The sequence below is a fragment of the Thalassospira profundimaris genome, from assembly GCF_003326795.1.
GTDB classification, from domain to species: Bacteria; Pseudomonadota; Alphaproteobacteria; order Rhodospirillales; family Thalassospiraceae; genus Thalassospira; species Thalassospira profundimaris_C.
The window spans coordinates 434743-453251 of the sequence record NZ_JPWI01000001.1 but is presented as its reverse complement, the minus strand read 5'-3'; the positions used below and the strand labels follow the sequence as shown (position 1 = coordinate 453251).

The window sequence follows — 18509 nt, the reverse complement described above, 5'->3', positions numbered from 1 at the left end:
AGCGTTGTTTTTTTGACTTTTTGTCAAAATAGACGACAATGCAGTGTGTTTTGGGGCTCTCATAACGTATCGGAATTCGATCCGTGCCCGATGAACAGAACGACCACCCTTCCAGCATCATAAAAATCATAAGTGCCGACATCACGACGCTGGACACAGATGCGATTGTCAACGCCGCCAATCAGGCCCTTTTGCCCGGCGGGGGTGTTTGTGGTGCCATTCATGCTGCCGCCGGACCGGAACTTGCCAGGGCCTGTGCCCCGCTTGCGCCCTGCCTGACCGGACAGGCATGCATCACAGCGGGATTTGGTCTGAACGCACGCTTTGTCATTCACACGGTTGGTCCCGTCTGGCAGGGCGGAAACCGTAACGAGGCCACCCTGCTTGCTGCCTGCTACCGCAACGCAATTCTGATCGCAGTGCGAAACAACCTCAAATCAATGGCGTTTCCGGCCATATCCACAGGAATTTTTGGCTATCCGGAAAACCTTGCCGCCGACATCGCCGTATCAACCATTTGTGAGGTGACTGGCGAAATTGCCGCAATGCCACAAATTTACCTTTGTTGTTTCTCATCCTCGTCGCGCAATTGTCTCGAAGACGCACTGCGCAGATACCAAAAAGGCACGGACTGAATGCAAAGCGACGCCATTGCACATGAAATATCCCAACCGCTTGAAATTACGGCTTCGGCGGATGGTGTGCTGCGCGTGGGAGATCACGAATTTCGCTGTGCATTCGGGGTGAATGGCATCATTGATGCCCACAGCAAGACCGAGGGCGACGGCAAGACACCGGCCGGACGCTGGAAATTGCGCTATGTGATGTATCGCTCTGATCGCAGACCCTGCCCGAGAACAAAACTGCCCGCAACCACCATTTCCTTCTCGGACGGCTGGTGCGATGATCCCGATCACCCGTCCTATAATTGTCCCGTAAGACTTCCGTTTAGCGGAAGTCACGAAAAACTGTGGCGCGACGACAATCTCTATAACATCGTTGTCGTTCTTGGTCATAACGATGACCCGCCGGTACCGGGAAAGGGGTCGGCGATCTTCATGCATATTGCCAAACCCGACTATAGCGGAACCGAGGGATGTATTGCCCTTTCAGAACAGGATCTGGAAACACTTCTGGGTCTGGTGCAATACGAAACCTATATCTGCATCTCACAGTGAAATCATGCACTTGCCGTTTGGGCAGCGACACCCTAGGTTCAAGAGCTGAATTAATTCACGGGACAAGTCATGATTGAAGACGATTATCTGTATAAAAAGGGCGGAATGTCTGGTTTCGGGGCACGTCTGAAAGGTATTTTCGGATCGCGCAAATTCTGGATTCGCAGCCTTGCCGTAATCGTTCTGATCGCGCTGGTCTATTATCCGGCGGGCATGGCGCTTGTACATCGTATTGATGACAATCCCGATTTTACCGGCAATTACCAGGGTGGCAGCCATGCGGTCAGCACCGCTGCCGGTCTGATCGACCGCGAGGTCAACCAGAACCGCTGGACCGCGAACGACCCGTTCTTCCTGCCCGGTAGCGCACTCGACAATATGCCGAACTTCCAGACCGGCATCATTTATGCCCTGTCGCGTTTTTCGATTGAACTGTCCGATCAGATCGGGCGTACCCGCGGATCAAGCCAGGTTGACCCCGATCTTGATGATGCCGCCGGACTTTTGAAATTCCGCGGCGACAAATGGGTATTTGATCCGACCGTCTCGCTGCTGCCCGGTGTGACATCCGAACAGCAATACCGTCAGGCCATCCGCGCACTTGAAAATTACAACAAGCGCCTGACCACCGGCGAGGCCGTATTTGAACGCCGCGCAGACAATCTTCAGGAAACCCTGAACCGGTTTGCCAATGATCTTGGTTCGGCATCGGCCCTGATTGATGACAAGGTCGATGCACCGTCCCTGTTTGATCGCACCGCCGATGACGTATTCTATGCGACCAAGGGGCGCCTTTATGCCTACAGCCTGATCCTGCGCGATCTCGGAACCGATTTCGAACAGATCATCAATGAACGGCAAATTGCGCCAGCCTGGGCAGAAATGATCGGATCGTTGCAATCAGCCGCCGCCCTTGATCCACTGGTTGTGGTGAACGGGTCAGCGGACGGGATCATTTTCCCCAACCATCTGGCGGGATTGGGCTTCTATCTGTTGCGCGCACGCACGCAGATGCGTGAAATCAGCAGCATCCTGCAGCGTTAAGCGTCATTGCGCCCCGATCTGACCGTACGGGGAATACCTGACTTGCGCGCTGCGACTTGATCTTTTCCGCTTTTTGCCCCATTTAGGGGCTAACCTAATGAAATGCAGATTGTTGAGCGGGCAGCATAAGCCCCGGCAATCAGAGTGAGAGGACAAGCCGACCATGTTCATTCAAACCGAACCGACCCCGAACCCGGCGACACTCAAGTTCCTGCCGGGCGAAGAAGTGATGGGCCGTCTGGGCACCGCGAACTTCGTCAAAAGTGACGAAGCCGTCAAATCGCCGCTTGCACGCAAGCTGTTTGAAGTTGATGGCATCGCCGGTGTCTTCCTTGGCGGTGATTTCATCACGATCACCAAGGACGATTCCAAAGACTGGCAGACCCTGAAACCGCAGATTCTTGGCGGTATCATGGAACATTACACCTCCGGCCAGCCGGTTCTTGACCAGAATTCCGATGCCGCAACCGGTGCCAGCACCGCTGCCGAAGGCGACAACGAACTGGTCAGCCAGATCAAGGAACTGCTTGATACCCGTGTGCGTCCGGCTGTGGCCCAGGACGGTGGAGATATCGTTTTCCACAAATTCGAAGACGGCGTTGTTTACCTTGAGATGCATGGCGCATGTTCGGGCTGCCCGAGCAGCACCGCGACCCTCAAAATGGGTATCGAGAACATGCTGCGTTATTACGTGCCAGAAGTTCAGGCCGTCGAACCTGTAATGGCTGACTGATCTTTCCGAGTCGTTAAAAAAATCTTTAGCCCGGCGCAAACTTTTGCCTGCGCCGGGCGTTATTATTTTGCGTAAACGGGAAGGTTTACGCGGCGTTTTCAACTTGTGGAAATATTGCCCGTTGCGATCTTTGGCGCTGGAAGGCATAGATATCGTCCACTTGGGATGGACAGTGTTACTGATCCTGGAGATACAAGAATGACTAGCGCAAAAACAGGAAATTACCGGAAAATTGCGCTTGCTTCGGTCACCGGAGCAATCGGCTTACTGTATGTTGGCATTTTTGCCGGAATTGATGTGTCTCCGACCCCCGCCGGGTTCGGGATCGATATTCCTGCAGCCAGCCCGAAAGAAGTCACGGTCACAAAGAAAAAGCCCGTTTATCGCCGGGGACCTGAGGTTGTTGCACTTAACCAGTATTTCAACAGCATCGGTTACGACCTGAGTGATATGACGGAAGTACCCCGCGTCTATATCAAGCGCGTCCCCAAGGGTCTTGGGGAACTGGCATCCGTTGACGAGCGCAAGACGCTTTTCCTTCGAATCATGTTGCCGCTGGCCATGCGGGTGAATGAAGAAATTGCCACCCGTCGTGACCGCCTGATGGCCATCCAGGCCAAAGGCATTTCCGGCACTCCGGTCAGTGCGGCCGATCAGCAATGGGTTGAGCAGCTCATGAAACGTTATCGCGTGACCGATGGCGGCATCACGGCTCTGCTTGAACGTATTGATATTATCCCGACCTCTCTGATCCTTGCCCAGTCGGCCGAGGAAAGCGGCTGGGGCACGTCGCGCTTTGTCCGTGCAGGCAATGCCCTGTTTGGTCAGTGGGCGTGGGGTGACGAAGAAGGGATCGTTCCCAAAGATCGCGAGGAAGGCAAGAATCACGTCATCAAGTCATTTGGCAGCCTGATGGACAGTGTGCGCGCCTATGCCCGTAACATCAATTCCCATCCGGCCTATCAGGCCCTGCGCGAACGCCGCGCGGTTCTGCGGGCCGATGGTGACCTGATCAATGGTTGGGACCTTGCCGAAACCCTGACCAAATATTCAGAACGCGGCGAAGAATATGTCGATAGCCTTCATGCCATCATGCGGGCCAATGGCCTCAATGAGCTGGATGGTCTGACCTTTGCGGCTGGCGATGTTCCTCCGCCGCCAAAAGTTCTGGCCTCACTTGACTGATCACGGTCGACTGGATGGACCAACAGATAAGCAAAAGGGACCCGAACGGGTCCCTTTTTTACTTCGTCGCACGACAGTGTCAGGTGGCAGTCGGAAATCTTATCGCTCCCCGCGATAGATCCAGCCCTTTTCGGACTTCAGCAACCGGATTTCGTTCTCGACCGTACGCCGGTCACCGGGCTTGAACTCGCCTTCCTTCATTGTCAGCATTTTGGTTTTCACCAGATCAATCGCGTCACTGACCGTATTGCCAACATCATCCATATTTCCGGCAGCCTTGCCCCTTTCGCTGACATCATCGGCAAAGTCGGCGATTGAACGATCAAAGACCAGCTCATAGCGCACCATCACAATAACCTCGTCATCTCCTTCGGAAATGCTGTTGGTTTTGGTGACATTTTCCACATGGCCGACCTTGGCATAGGGATCTTCGCGGAAACGTTCGATCACCGCTGTGGTGATCTCGTCGGCATTCGGCCCGCTGGCCTGTTCGTCTTCACAGGCGGCAAGAAGCGGGAAAAACATGAAAACAGCGAGAAATCGGGTCAGCTGGCCCATACGGCATTTCCTATTTTTTGTGCAATAATGGCATGACATGTTGGTCATATGCCCAAATCATGTGGCAAAAATCGGGTCAAATTGCCTTTGCCACCATATGGTATCACATAAGATATCCATCCATTATTTCAGAAACGCCGTGTCTGGTCAGGACCATATTTCGATCAAAATCGATATCCATGCTGATGCATAATCCCGAACTATGCTCTGGACAGGATACCAAGCTTGATCATTTATGAATCAAGGCATTGCACCCAAGGCTTCTGGAACTGAATTGTGATTTTTGATCTGATCATTGCATTTGCGACTGTCTGCGTTGCAATAGTCCTGTCGATGCGTTCTGTCGCCTATTTTCCCTTATGGCGTGCCGTTGTTACCCCGCTTGCATCAATCATTGGCAGCGGTTTTTTGCTGCTTGGTCCGATCCTGAATATCGGATATGGCGGCTATGCGCCGCTGATCATGCTGGTTCTGTGTTTTGTCGCCTATCTGTTTGGCGGTGCGATCCGCTACAATATCGCATCGGGTGAAAAGGCCATTCAGGATGGCGACTTTGGCCCGCTTGCGATCCGGATCGAAACCCTGTCCTCCTGGGCGCTGGCCTTTGCCTATATCATCTCGGTTTCCTATTACCTCAATCTTCTGGGTGCCTTTGCGCTCAGTCTCACACCGTTCAAATCCGGTTTTGACGCCAAACTTCTGACCACCGCAGTTTTCATCACTATCGTTCTGGTCGGATGGTCGCGCGGTTTCAAAAGCCTTGAGAAGATGGAATATGTATCGGTCAGTTTGAAACTGGCGATCATTGCCGGGTTGCTGGTCGGTTTGATGGCGCATTTCGGCCATCGGGCGCTTGATGACGCCCTTATTTTCAATCCTGAAAAAGTTACCGGCTGGTCCGCTGTCACGCTGACCTTCGGATTATTGATCACCGTCCAGGGCTTTGAGACATCGCGTTATCTTGGATCGGAATATGATGCCAGAACCCGCATCAGATCGATGCGTCTGGCCCAATGGCTGTCGACGGCGATCTATCTGGTTTACATCCTTTTGATTTCATATGTCTTTCGCCCCGATCAGATGTCGCCATCTGAAACCGGCATCATCGACATGATGAAGATTGTCGCCCCGATCCTGCCCTTCCTTCTGGTCGCAGCCGCGCTGGCATCGCAATTCAGTGCGGCAGTTGCCGATACCAGCGGATCGGGTGGTCTGTTTGCCGAACTGTCGCGCAAGCGTATCAGCGAGCGCCAGGCCTATTTGCTACTGGCTGTGATCGGCATTGCATTGACCTGGTCGGCCGATATCTATGCGATTGTCAGCTATGCCTCGCGCGGTTTTGCCATCTATTACGGCTTGCAGGCGGGCTTGAGTACGGTGATCGCGGCCAAACAACAAGCTGGCTGGCATCGGGTCGGATTTTACGGGTTGCTCGCCGCATTGGCCGCCGTCATCGCAGTTTTCGGTCAATCCGTCGAATAGCGCCTGCATCAACGCAGCATAGAGACAAAAATGGCGGAGACTGAAAATCAGCTCCGCCATTTTGCAAAAATCGTCAGATCTTTGCCTTAACCGTGCTCGGCCTCATGGGCAGCAAGGGCGGCAAGATTGACAAGATCATTCACGGTCGAGCCCATCTGTGCGATCTGGGCCGGTTTTTCCAGCCCGATCATCACCGGACCAACCACCGTACCCCCGCCAAGCTTGTCCAGAAGCTTCGATGCCGTCGTTGCCGCATGAAGGGCCGGCATGACAAGCACGTTGGCCGGACCGGACAGGCGGCAGAACGGATAAAGCTTCAGCAATTCGGTATCGAGCGCGACATCGACCGCGATATCACCATCGAATTCGAAATCGACATTGCTGCGTTCAAGGATGCCAACAGCTTCGCGGATACGGTCGGTATCGGGGCTGTAGGGGTTGCCAAAGGTCGAATGCGACACCATCGCCACACGCGGCTCATGACCAAGCTGACGGGCCTTCTCGGCAGCCTGGATGGCGATCTCGGCCAGTTCTTCGGCATTGGGAAGGTTGTGCACGCGCGTATCGGCGATAAACACCGTGCGGCCCTTGGCGATCGCAATCGAAAGACCCATCGGGATTTCGCCCTGCTTGGCATCGATCACGGTTGCGATATCGGTAAAGCTGCGTGCAAAGTTGCGGGTCAGACCGGTGATCAGACCATCTGCATGACCCTTTGCCACCATGACGGAGGCAAAAACGTTACGTTTCTGGTTCACCATGCGCTGGCAATCACGCCACAGATAGCCTTTGCGCTGCAAGCGTTCATACATGAATTCGGCATATTCGGCATTGTGACCCGAAAGTGCCGCATTGTTGATTTCAACACCTTCAAGGCTTTCGATGCCAAGTTTCTTGGCACTTTCATGGATGCGATCTTCGCGTCCGATCAGGATCGGCGTGCCATAGCCCGAATTGCGATAGGCCACAGCTGCACGAATGACCGTTTCTTCCTCACCCTCGGCAAAGGCGATGCGTTTCGGATGCGCACGGACATAATCGGAAATCAGCTGAAGATGGGCGGCCGTCGGATCAAGACGACCACGCAGCTGGTTTTCATATTCTGCCATATCAATGATCGGGCGACGGGCAACGCCACTATCCATTGCCGCCTGGGCAACGGCCTTTGGCACCGCAATGATCAGACGCGGGTCAAACGGAGCCGGAATGATATATTCCGGACCATATTGCAGACGACGCCCGGAATAGGCCGCCGCCACTTCGTCAGGCACATCTTCACGCGCCAGCGACGCCACCGCATGAGCCGCAGCAATTTTCATTTCCTCGTTGATCGTCGATGCCTGAACATCAAGTGCACCACGGAAAATATAGGGGAAACCGAGCACATTGTTGATCTGGTTCGGGTAATCCGAACGCCCGGTCGCACAGATCGCGTCATTGCGGATCCCCGCGACTTCTTCCGGGCTGATTTCCGGGTCCGGGTTGGCCATGGCAAAGATGATCGGCTGTTTGGCCATCGATTTGACCATCTTGGCCGTCACTGCCCCCTTGACCGACAGACCAAAGAACGCATCGGCACCATCCATGGCTTCTTCAAGCGTACGGGCATCGGTTTCTGCCGCATGCGCCGATTTCCACTGGTTCATGCCATCTTCGCGACCTTTATAGATCACGCCACGCGAGTCACACATGATGACATTGTCCGGCGACACACCCATGCTTTTGACCAGCTCGCAGCAGGCAATCGCCGCCGCACCGGCACCATTGATGACAAGCTTGATGTCCTTAAGCTCGCGCCCGGTCAGGTCGCAGGCATTGATCAGGCCCGATGCCGCAATGATGGCCGTGCCGTGCTGGTCATCATGGAAGACCGGAATATCCATCACTTCGCGCAGGCGCTGTTCGATGATGAAGCATTCCGGTGCCTTGATGTCTTCAAGGTTGATGCCGCCAAACGAAGCCCCAAGGAAACGCACGCAATTGACGAATTCGTCGACATCCTCGGTCGAGACTTCAAGATCAAAGCCGTCAACATCGGCAAAGCGCTTGAACAGCACAGCCTTGCCTTCCATCACCGGCTTGGAAGCCAAAGCCCCAAGATTGCCGAGACCCAGAACCGCAGTCCCGTTGGAGATGACCGCAACAATGTTACCCTTCGAGGTGTAATCATAGGCAGTGGCAGGGTTTTTCGCGATTTCAAGACACGGCACCGCAACGCCCGGTGAATAGGCCAGGGACAGGTCGCGCTGGGTGGTCAGCGGCTTGGATGCGGTGATTTCGATTTTGCCGGGGCGGCCGCTGGAATGAAACAGCAGCGCTTCGCGGTCACGAACCTTGATTTCTTTATCTGACATTATGTTTTCACTGACGCTTGCGTGGTAAGTTGGAAAGCAATCTGCATTGCGTGTGTAGTTTATCCTGATCGACATAAATTCGGTGTGGGACCGTCATGTCGGACCGCCCAATAAATCAGGCTTCGCGCCCCGGGTCAAAGGCGACGTTAACGGCAACCGCAAAATTACGTAGCGTTTTCTGTATGTTGCGATGCAACAATACACATCCTTACCTGTATATTTTGATCCTGTTTTCGCGATTGCCAGTTGACCGCGGGACCGATCATGACAAATCTGTTGGCAAATAGACGTGATTTTTCAGTGACCTAATTGCGCGATCCCGATCCTGCCATCCGGGCATAAAACACGTTGCAGCGCGCAATAAAGGACGGATTTCAAACGGAAAAACACCTTTTCCACGATCCGGAAAAACTCAAGGGAAACAGGGCGATGCAACCGCTTCTACGGGTTCTGACCATCATCGGAATGACAATCTGCGTCGCGACACCGGGCGCGATGTCCGCAACCGCTGGCGAAACCGTTTCATTCCCCTTTGATCCGGCCACAGGTGAAAGCCGCCTGTATGATGTGGTCAAAACCCGCGAAACCCGGCGCAATCTTCAAAGTGATCAGACAAGTACCAACCGCCTGACCATGTCGATCCCGATAACCGTGACGGGTAAGGATGATCAGGGCTTTGAAATGCGGGCGTCCTATAACGACATCGCCATTACCGCACCGGATGCCGATGACCCAGCCTATCGCCTTGCCACCGGGCTTGCCAGACTGACAGAGGGGTTCGGTTTTGAATTCCGTACAACCGATACCGGCGTTCCGGTTGCCCTGACCAATATGGAGGCGGTCAAAACCGATCTTCTGCCGCGGGTCTTTGCCAAACTTGATGATGTGATCGCGCATTATACCGATAATCCGCGCATGGCCGCGACCCTTGATCCGGTGCGACAGGCCTTTGCCAATATGTCAGCCGGGGCCGGGGTTCAGATCACCCTGCGCGATGTCTTGCCGGTCTTTTCGGTCACGGGGATCGAATTGACCCTTAACGAACCGCTTGCCATCCATCGGGAAATACCGTGGGAGCTGACCGGATCGAACCTTGTGGTCACTGGCGAGATGAAAATAACCGCGATCAATGAGGATCAGGCGACCATCGCGCTCAGCCAAAGCTACACCCGTGAAAGTGTGCGCAACGGCATTGCCTTTTTGCTTTCGCAGATGGCGGGCATGGACAAGGCATCAATGGAACGCACCACCAAACAGCTCCGCGCCTGGGAAGATTACGACATCCAGACGACGATTACCGCCACCCTGCCGCGATCTGGCGGATGGCCGACCCAGATCAACCATCACCAGACCTTTATCGCCGCCGGTCAGACGCAAACAACCCGCCTGAGCTACAGGCTGGCCAACTAAACGGCCTTTTGGTCGCTATTTCGCGACATGCAGATGGATGTTGGTGGCCCCATGTTTTTCCAGAATGGCTTTTGCCGTTGCTTCGGCACCTTCCATCGACGGATCAAGACGCACCCACAGGATCACGGAGCCTGCATCAACTGCACGGGCAAAATCCTCGGTATGCGGGGTGGATGTGACTTCATCAATGAATTCACGAAGGGCAACCGCGCCAACCCCTGCCCCGATCACAATGGCTGCCGGGGCGGTTGCCGCCCCGCCAAACAGGGCAATGGCGCCCGATGCCACCAGCGGCACTTCATATTTCACTTCACCGACCAGTGCGGTCAGCACATCTGACCAGGACCGGCCGTCTGATCCGGCGACATCAATCGATTCATGGGAACTCAGAACCGAAAGATCGGTTCGCGCAAAACCACTGCCCCGCAGTGCATTCACGGCAGCATCAAAGCTGTCTTTCGTATCGAACAATCCGACCAGTTCCGGGGCCTGCGAGGTGGTCTGTTCTGCTGCCATTTTGCGCTCTCCTTGGTGACTGTTTTCCGCTACAAGAATGTCAGTACACATCGACAGTCCTGTCCGGTGCAATACATATATATTTTACGGAAATTCAGGCGTTGCAATGGCATAGGTCAAAAACTATGACTTCGCACTTTGCCACCTCTCGTCAATGCCTTCAGGGTTTGCTATCACAGACGTCATGAACAACATCGCTGATACATCCGACACCACACCGACCGCGCCATCCTTTTCCCGTGAAGGCGCAACACCAATGATGATGCAGTTCCTTGAAATCAAGGAACAGTATCAAGACTGCTTGCTGTTTTATCGGATGGGCGATTTTTACGAGCTGTTTTTTGACGATGCAGTCAAAGCCGCCGAAGCCCTTGATATCGCCCTAACAAAACGCGGCAAGCATCAGGGTAACGAAATTCCCATGGCCGGTGTTCCCGTCCATAGTCACGAAACCTATCTTCAGCGTCTTATTCGCAAAGGGTTCCGTGTTGCCGTCTGCGAACAGATGGAAGACCCGGCAGAGGCCAAAAAACGCGGTGCAAAATCCGTGGTCAAACGCGGTGTCGTTCGCCTGATCACGCCCGGTACCCTGACCGAAGACAGCCTTCTGGATGCACGACGCCACAATTATCTGGCTGCCGTTTCGGAAGTGCGCGGCAAGGTCGGTCTGGCCTGGCTTGATATGTCGACCGGCGACTTTTTTGTTCAGCCCTGTGATATGGCAGGCCTTCCGGCCGCCCTGGCACGGCTTGATCCGGGTGAAATCCTGTTTTCGGAAAAGATGCTCAACCGCGCAGACGTGTTTGACATCTACGCCGAATACAAAAACATCATCACGCCGCAGCCAACCGCGCGCTTTGATGCCGAAAATGCCCAGCTGCGCCTGAAAAAGCTCTATCAGGTCGAAGCCCTTGATGCCTTTGGCGGGTTCGAGATTGCCGAACTTTCCGCAGCCGGGGCGCTGATTGATTATGTCGATCTGACCCAGAAAGGCCAGATGCCGCGTCTGTCGCCCCCGACCCGTGTGGCCGAGGGTGCGGCGATGGAAATCGATGCCGCCACCCGCCGATCACTGGAACTGATCCAGACCCAGTCGGGTGAGCGCAAGGGATCGCTTCTTTCAGTCATTGACCGCACCCGCACCGGGGCCGGGGCACGGTTGCTGGCTGCCCGTCTGTCGGCGCCTCTGACCAATGCCGAAGAAGTCAATAAACGCCTTGATCTGGTTGAATATTTCCATGATCGCGATGCGCTGCGCTCGGACCTGCGCGCCGCCCTTGGGGAATGCCCCGACATTGAACGTGCGTTGTCGCGTTTGTCGGTTGGTCGTGGTGGTCCGCGTGATCTGGCGGCGATGCGTGATGGTCTGTCCTGTTCCTTTGCGATTGGCAATCTGCTGGCCAAGCCCGATGGCGGCAATGATGGCCTGACCACCCAGCCAGAGGCACTTGGCGATCATTTGACCGCAATGGGCCATCATGGCGATCTGATTGATCTGTTGCGTCGGGCAATGTCGGAAAACCTGCCGCTTCTGGCCCGTGATGGCGGCTTTATCGCCGGGGGATATCACCCGCCGCTTGATGAATTGCGCATGCTTTCAAGCGAAAGCAAAAAACTGATCGCCAATCTTCAGGCCCGCTATACCGAGCAGACCGGGATTTCAAATCTTAAGGTCAAACACAACAACGTTCTGGGCTATTTCATCGAAGTATCGGCCAAGACCGCCGACAAGATGATGGAAGAAGACGAGTTCATCCACCGCCAGACCATGGCAAATGCGGTGCGTTTCACCACCGTCGAGCTTTCCGAACTTGAAAGCAAGGTCTCCAAGGCAGGCGACCAGGCGCTTGCCCTTGAGCTTGAACTGTTCGAGGAACTGGTTGCCGCCGTTCTGACCAAGGCCGACGCCATCGCCAAATGTGCGCAGGCATTGGCCGGTCTTGATGTATCTGCCGCCCTTGCCGAACTGGCCCGTGATCAGGGCTGTGTGCGCCCGAACATCGATAACAGCCTTGCCTTCGACATTCGCGGCGGTCGCCATCCGGTGGTCGAAGCGGCCCTGCGTGAAAATGGCGACTCACCCTTCGTTGCCAATGATTGCCGCCTTGAAGATGAACAAAGCCTGTGGCTGATCACCGGTCCGAACATGGCCGGTAAATCGACCTTCCTGCGCCAGAATGCCCTGATTGCAGTTCTGGCCCAGATCGGCGCATTCGTTCCAGCGGCCAAGGCCCATATCGGGGTGATTGACCGGCTGTTTTCGCGCGTCGGTGCGGCCGATGATCTTGCCCGTGGCCGATCGACCTTCATGGTCGAGATGGTTGAAACCGCATCGATCCTTAATCAGGCTACCGACCGGTCGCTTGTCATCCTTGATGAAATCGGGCGCGGCACGGCGACCTTTGATGGCCTGTCGATTGCCTGGGCTGTGGTTGAAAACCTTCATGAAATCAATCAATGCCGTGGCCTGTTTGCCACCCATTATCATGAACTGACCGCGCTTGCCGCCAAGCTTGCCCATCTGTCCTGTCACACCATGCTGATCAAGGAATGGCAGGGCGAGGTTGTGTTCCTCCATGAAGTCGGTGCGGGCAGTGCGGATCGTTCATACGGCATTCACGTCGCCCAGCTTGCCGGTTTGCCAAAACCCGTGATCAAGCGTGCCGAACAGGTTCTGAAAACCCTTGAAAAGGGCGAACAGGGCGGGGCGGTTTCCAAGCTGGCCGATGATCTGCCACTGTTTGCGGTGGCCATCGAACAGGCCGCAAAGGAAGAACGTGCGAGCACCCCTTCCCTGTCGGATGGTCAAAAGGCCCTTCTGGATGCGGTTGCCGATCTTGATCCCGATAACATGACCCCGCGCGAAGCCCTTGATGCACTTTATCGGCTGCGTGCTTTGAAAGACTAGGCAATCAAAACTGTATCTGGCAAAGCTGGATCTGGCGCATGAAAAACAGGCACCTTGCCCTTATATGAGGCAGGTGCCTGTCTTGTTTTGACTAGCAAGCAGCACGATCTAACAGCCCGGATTTCGGCACAGCACATGCATAGGGTGCGGTCGCAATAAATTGTCGTTACTATGTTATTGGCTTTAATCGGCACTCAGACCGCAAGCAGGCGCAAGGAAACCGACCAACGTGACCTACAAGATCAAGAAGCAGCGCGAAATCATCGACCGGAAGACAGTCTTTGCCGAGCTTGAAGCGATTGCAAATGACCCGGATCTGAAAAACTTCAAACAGCGCACCGCAGTTCTCAAAAAGCTGAAATCGGTCATGGAGGCCGGTCGCACTGTCATTCGCACCCGCTTTGAAGCCAGCAATTCCGGTCAGGAAACGGTCTTTTCCAACAGCTTCCTGATGGATCAGCTGGTGCGCCTGATCCATGATTTTGCCATCAGTTTTGTCTATCCGCTGCATAATCCCACCAATGAACAGCGCATGTCGATTGTCGCGGTCGGCGGTTACGGGCGTGGCGACATGGCACCGCATTCGGATGTCGATATCCTGTTTCTGTTCCCCTACAAACAGACCGCCCATGGCGAACAGGTGGTTGAATTCATTCTTTATATGTTGTGGGATCTGGGTCTTAAGGTCGGTCACGCCACCCGGTCAGTTGATGATTGCCTGCGCATGGGCAAACAGGACATTACGATTCGCACCAACCTTCTAGAAAGCCGGTTCGTCTGGGGCGATGAGGAAACCTATAATCTGTTTCGCACCCGATTCATGGATGAACTGGTCAAGGGCAGCGGTCTTGAATTCATTGAAAAGAAACTCAATGAACGCGATGACCGCCATGTCCGGATGGGGGATTCGCGCTATGTGGTCGAACCAAACGTCAAGGATGGCAAAGGCGGCCTTCGTGACCTGCACACCCTGTTCTGGATCGGCAAATATCTTTATCGTGTCAATTCACCGATGGAGCTTGTCGATCTTAAGGTCCTGACCCGCAAGGAAGCACAAGGCTTCCTCAAAGCCCAGAATTTCCTGTGGGCTGTGCGGTGCTGGTTGCACTATCTGTCTGATCGCGAAGAAGACCGTCTGACCTTTGACACGCAGCGCGAAATTGCATCCCGCCTTGGCTATACCGATCATGCCGGGGCCTCGGGTGTCGAGCGCTTCATGAAACACTATTATCTAATGGTCAAACATGTCGGCAACCTGACGCGCATATTCTGTGCCGCCCTTGAAGAACGCCATCAGCGTCGCCCGCTGATCCGTTTCCCCGGCAAGCTGTTTGGCACCAAGGAAATTGACGGGTTCGAATTACGCAATGAACGACTGACCGTTGAAAATCTCGGCGTTTTTGAAGAAGACCCGATCAAGATTTTGCGCCTGTTCCTGGTCGCCCATCAGAACGGGGTCGGCATCCATCCCGAAACCCTGCGCTGGGTGACGCAAAGCCTGAAATTTGTCGATCACAAATTGCAAAATGATCCGGTTGCCAACGAGGTCTTTCTTGAAATCCTGACCCACCGCAACAGCCCCGATATTGCCCTTCGCAAGATGAACGAGGCCGGGGTTCTTGGCCGTTTCATCCCCGATTTCGGGCGTGTCGTTGCCCAGATGCAATATGACATGTATCACACCTATACCGTGGACGAGCACACCATCCGCGCCATTGGCATCCTCAACCAGATCGAAAATGGCGAACTGGCCGGAGACGCCCCTGTGGCCACCCGGATCATGGGCAAAGTCATCTCGCGGCGTGTGCTTTATGTTGCCGTCCTGCTTCATGATATTGCAAAGGGACGAGGCGGTGATCATTCCGAGCTTGGGGCCGAGGTCGCCGAAAAGCTCTGTCCGCGTCTTGGCCTTTCACCGGCCGATACCGAAACCGTTTCCTGGCTGGTCAAGGCCCATCTGTGGATGAGCCTGACCGCCTTCAAGCGTGATCTCAATGATCCGACCACGATCAAGGCCTTTGGCGATCTGGTGCAGTCACAGGAACGTTTGCGCTTGTTGCTATGTCTGACCGTGGCCGATATTCGCGCGGTTGGCCCGAATGTCTGGAATGGCTGGAAGGCAACGCTTTTGCGTGAGCTCTACTTTGCCACCGACGATCTTCTGTCGGGTGGCCTGAACGCCGACAGCCGCGATTCGCGTGTTGCCAATGCGCAGATGGCCCTGCGCGAGGCACTGGCCGATTGGCCAACGGACGATATCGAAGACTTCATTGATCGCGGCTATCCGTCCTATTGGCTCAGTTTCGATACCGATGTGCATGTCAAACATGCCTATCTGACCCGGGATGCCAAGAAAACCGGTGCCGAGATCACCGTTGATGTCCGCATTGATACCGAAATCGATGCCACCGAAATCACGGTTCACACCACCGACCATCCGGGTCTGTTTTCCCAGATTGCAGGAGCCATGGCCCTGTGCGGGGCCAACGTTGTTGATGCAAAGATTCTGACCCTTGCAGATGGCATGGCGCTTGATACCTTCTTTGTTCAGGACACCAATGGCGAGGCGTTTAACGACACGGCCAAGCTCGAAAAGCTGCGTGAAACCCTTGAACAGGTGATTTCGGGCCGCCTGCGTCCCAGTCATGAAATCGAACGTCGCCAGACCAAGGACAACTCGCACCGCACCGCCGTCTTCAAGGTCGAACCCAACGTCATCATCGATAACAAGGCCAGCCGCACCCATACGGTGATTGAAATCACGGCACGCGACCGTCTTGGCCTGCTTTATGACATCACGCGCGCCTTGCGTGACCTGTCATTGCAGATCGCATCAGCCCGCATTTCCACCTTTGGCGAACGCGCGGTTGACGTCTTTTATGTGAAGGATGTGTTTGGCCTGAAAATCGATAGCCGGACCAAATTTGTCCAGGTCAAGGAAACCCTGACGCAATCGATTCAGAATAATTAAGACCCGTGAAATACAAACCGGATTGATCCAGCACCCATATGGCGTCCTTGACGCCACCACGGTATGGATCAATCCGGTAGTTCCAATCTCCGCGATCAGAACGGTATCTTGTCGTATGGAGAATTGTGACGGACGAGGAAGGGTAAAAACCAAATCCGACATCGTGACCTGTTATTCACGATGTCGTTGTCCTCGGAGTGCAGCAGGTTGAGGTGGATCCCCTTATTTCCCCGCCCGTCCAATAATGAGGCTCGCGTCCCAACGAATCCTCAGCGAATTGGAATTTAGTCCCTCAGCAACATGTTTTCTGTGACGACTGTCACAACCGGCAAAAAAATGCCCCGGTTCAACGACTTTCATATTTCTGTGATATAGGTTTGCCCGGTTTGCGACGCCTCATTACGACTTCTTCACCTTCACCTGTCAGATTTTCATCCAGCCAGCTTGATAATTGCCGCAATTGGCGATCATCACAGCCAAACCCGACGACTCCTTGAGACGGAACGCTTTCGAATGTCGCTTGTACGCTCCATTGCCACGGTAAGTGGCTTTACCCTGTTGTCCAGATTGCTGGGCTTTTGCCGCGACATTCTGATTGCCGGTATGCTGGGGGCCGGGGGCATGGCCGACGCATTTTTTGTTGCGTTCAAATTCCCAAACCTGTTTCGCCGTCTGTTTGGCGAAGGAGCCTTTTCGGCGGCTTTCATCCCGCTTCTGGCCGGTGACATTGAAAAGCGCGGCATGGAGGCCGCGCGCGAATTTGCCGCACGCGCCATGTCGATGCTGGTGTTGATTACCGGTTTTCTGGTTGCAATCATTGAAATCATAATGCCCTGGGCGATGTATGTCTTCGCGCCGGGCTTTGCCCAGGACCCGGAAAAATTCGCGCTCGCCGTCGAATTGTCGCGCATTACCTTCCCCTATCTTGCCTTTATTTCTGCCGTCGCGCTGATGTCGGGTGTTTTAAACACCCTTCACCGCTATGCCGCCGCCGCCGGGGCGCCGATCATTCTCAATATCTGTCTGATTGCCGCCCTGCTTGGCCTGACACCGATGACCGAAACCCCGGCCCATGCCCTTGCATGGGGGGTGGCCGCCGCCGGTGTTGCCCAGTTCATCTGTCTGGTCATTGCCTGTAAACGCGCGGGCTTTGCCATCAAATGGCAGATGCCCAGGGTCGATGACCGGGTCAAACTGCTTGGCAAACGCATGATCCCGGGCATGATCGGGGCTGGCGTCTATCAGTTGAACCTCCTGATCGATACCATGCTGGCATCGCTTGTTTCCGACGGGGCGGTGTCCTGGCTTTATTATGCCGACCGCGTACAACAGCTCCCGCTCGGGGTGATCGGCATTGCAATTGGCACCGCTCTTTTGCCGACGCTTTCGCGCCAGTTGCAGGGGGCTGATCCCAAAACCGCGATGTATAGCCAGAATCGCGGCATTGAAATCGCACTTCTGCTCACCCTTCCGGCCGCGGTTGCCCTTGGCGTCATGGGATTGCCCGTGATCAATGTCCTGTTTGAACGCGGGGCCTTCGGGGCCGAAGAAACCCGCATGACCGGCCTTGCCCTGATCGTTTTTGCCTTTGGCCTGCCAGCCTCGGTTCTGGTCAAGGTTCTTGCACCGGGCTTCTTTGCCCGTGAAGACACCAAAACTCCGATCCGCATCGGTATTTCCTGCATGATCCTGAATATCGTTCTGATCATCGCCCTGATGCCATGGTTCGGCCATCTTGGCATTGCTGCCGCGACCTCTGTTTCGGTTTGGGTCAATGCCGGATCACTGGGCTTCCTGCTTCATCGCCGCGGCGATCTTGTGTTTGATGCCCGACTGGTCAGACGGTTGCCGCGCATCTTGCTGGCATCGGTTCTGATGGGGGCGGCATTGTGGTTTGCCATTGATGTCTTCTGGGACAATGATGCGCTTTCGGTCATGCGGATCACCATCATGACGGCCTGTGTCATTGGCGGTTTGATGATCTATGGCCTATCGGCCCAACTGCTTGGTGCAACCAACCTTTCCGAGCTCAAGGCGACCTTCAAACGCGGAAAAGCCCCCCGCACGCAATAAATCCGGCCAATTCCCGACAAGCTGCTTGACCTCATCGCGCCGGGCGGCTTAACTCCGCGCTGCTTGCTTGCATGCTCGTCCGCCGGCGGGTGTCCAA

General features: G+C 54.8%; 13 protein-coding genes. 10 read left to right on the top strand and 3 right to left on the bottom strand.

The features are described from left to right. Positions 1-83 precede the first annotated feature (83 nt). The 5 genes from TH30_RS02170 (at position 84) to TH30_RS02150 (ending at position 4140) form a co-directional block, all read left to right on the top strand. Positions 84-635, top strand: coding sequence for a macro domain-containing protein (locus TH30_RS02170; RefSeq protein ID WP_258548577.1), 552 nt, complete (start codon positions 84-86; stop codon positions 633-635). Then, positions 636-1178 (top strand): L,D-transpeptidase family protein, encoded by a 543-nt coding sequence (locus TH30_RS02165; RefSeq protein WP_114096439.1) that lies wholly within the window; start codon positions 636-638, stop codon positions 1176-1178. It begins immediately after the preceding gene. A gap of 69 nt (positions 1179-1247) precedes the next feature. Then, complete coding sequence (locus tag TH30_RS02160; RefSeq protein WP_114096438.1) at positions 1248-2222, top strand: DUF2333 family protein; 975 nt, start codon at positions 1248-1250, stop codon at positions 2220-2222. Positions 2223-2385: 163 nt separating this feature from the next. Beyond that, a complete protein-coding gene (locus tag TH30_RS02155; protein ID WP_114096437.1) occupies positions 2386-2955 on the top strand; it encodes a NifU family protein in 570 nt (189 codons plus the stop codon). Between the two features lie 198 nt (positions 2956-3153). Continuing rightward, positions 3154-4140, top strand: coding sequence for a glucosaminidase domain-containing protein (locus TH30_RS02150; protein ID WP_114096436.1), 987 nt, complete (start codon positions 3154-3156; stop codon positions 4138-4140). 99 nt (positions 4141-4239) lie between these two features. Here TH30_RS02150 and TH30_RS02145 read toward each other — a convergent pair whose 3' ends face one another. Further along, positions 4240-4698, bottom strand: coding sequence for a hypothetical protein (locus tag TH30_RS02145; protein ID WP_114096435.1), 459 nt, complete (start codon positions 4696-4698; stop codon positions 4240-4242). Positions 4699-4974: 276 nt separating this feature from the next. Between TH30_RS02145 and TH30_RS02140 the strand changes: the two genes are divergently transcribed. Beyond that, the gene (locus TH30_RS02140) at positions 4975-6180 is read left to right on the top strand and encodes an APC family permease (RefSeq protein WP_114096434.1); all 1206 of its coding nucleotides are present in this window, start codon (positions 4975-4977) and stop codon (positions 6178-6180) included. Positions 6181-6266: 86 nt separating this feature from the next. Here TH30_RS02140 and TH30_RS02135 read toward each other — a convergent pair whose 3' ends face one another. Further along, a complete protein-coding gene (locus tag TH30_RS02135; RefSeq protein ID WP_114096433.1) occupies positions 6267-8534 on the bottom strand; it encodes an NADP-dependent malic enzyme in 2268 nt (755 codons plus the stop codon). Positions 8535-8963: 429 nt separating this feature from the next. On the opposite strand from TH30_RS02135, the gene TH30_RS02130 reads away from it, so the two are divergent. Continuing rightward, a complete protein-coding gene (locus tag TH30_RS02130; RefSeq protein ID WP_114096432.1) occupies positions 8964-9944 on the top strand; it encodes a hypothetical protein in 981 nt (326 codons plus the stop codon). Between the two features lie 15 nt (positions 9945-9959). On the opposite strand, the gene TH30_RS02125 is transcribed toward TH30_RS02130, so the two are convergent. Then, positions 9960-10460 carry a hypothetical protein gene (locus tag TH30_RS02125; protein ID WP_114096431.1) on the bottom strand — a complete coding sequence of 167 codons (501 nt, stop codon included), beginning with the start codon at positions 10458-10460 and terminating at the stop codon, positions 9960-9962. A gap of 184 nt (positions 10461-10644) precedes the next feature. Here TH30_RS02125 and mutS point away from each other — a divergent pair, with 184 nt between their 5' ends. The 3 genes from mutS (at position 10645) to murJ (ending at position 18412) form a co-directional block, all read left to right on the top strand. Continuing rightward, positions 10645-13368 (top strand): DNA mismatch repair protein MutS, encoded by a 2724-nt coding sequence (mutS, locus tag TH30_RS02120; protein WP_114096430.1) that lies wholly within the window; start codon positions 10645-10647, stop codon positions 13366-13368. 229 nt (positions 13369-13597) lie between these two features. Then, positions 13598-16339: a [protein-PII] uridylyltransferase gene (locus TH30_RS02115; RefSeq protein WP_114096429.1), complete on the top strand. Its 2742-nt coding sequence runs from the start codon at positions 13598-13600 to the stop codon at positions 16337-16339. Positions 16340-16852: 513 nt separating this feature from the next. Next, on the top strand, positions 16853-18412 hold the full coding sequence (gene murJ / locus TH30_RS02110; protein ID WP_114096428.1) for a murein biosynthesis integral membrane protein MurJ: 1560 nt from the start codon (positions 16853-16855) through the stop codon (positions 18410-18412). Positions 18413-18509: the final 97 nt, after the last annotated feature.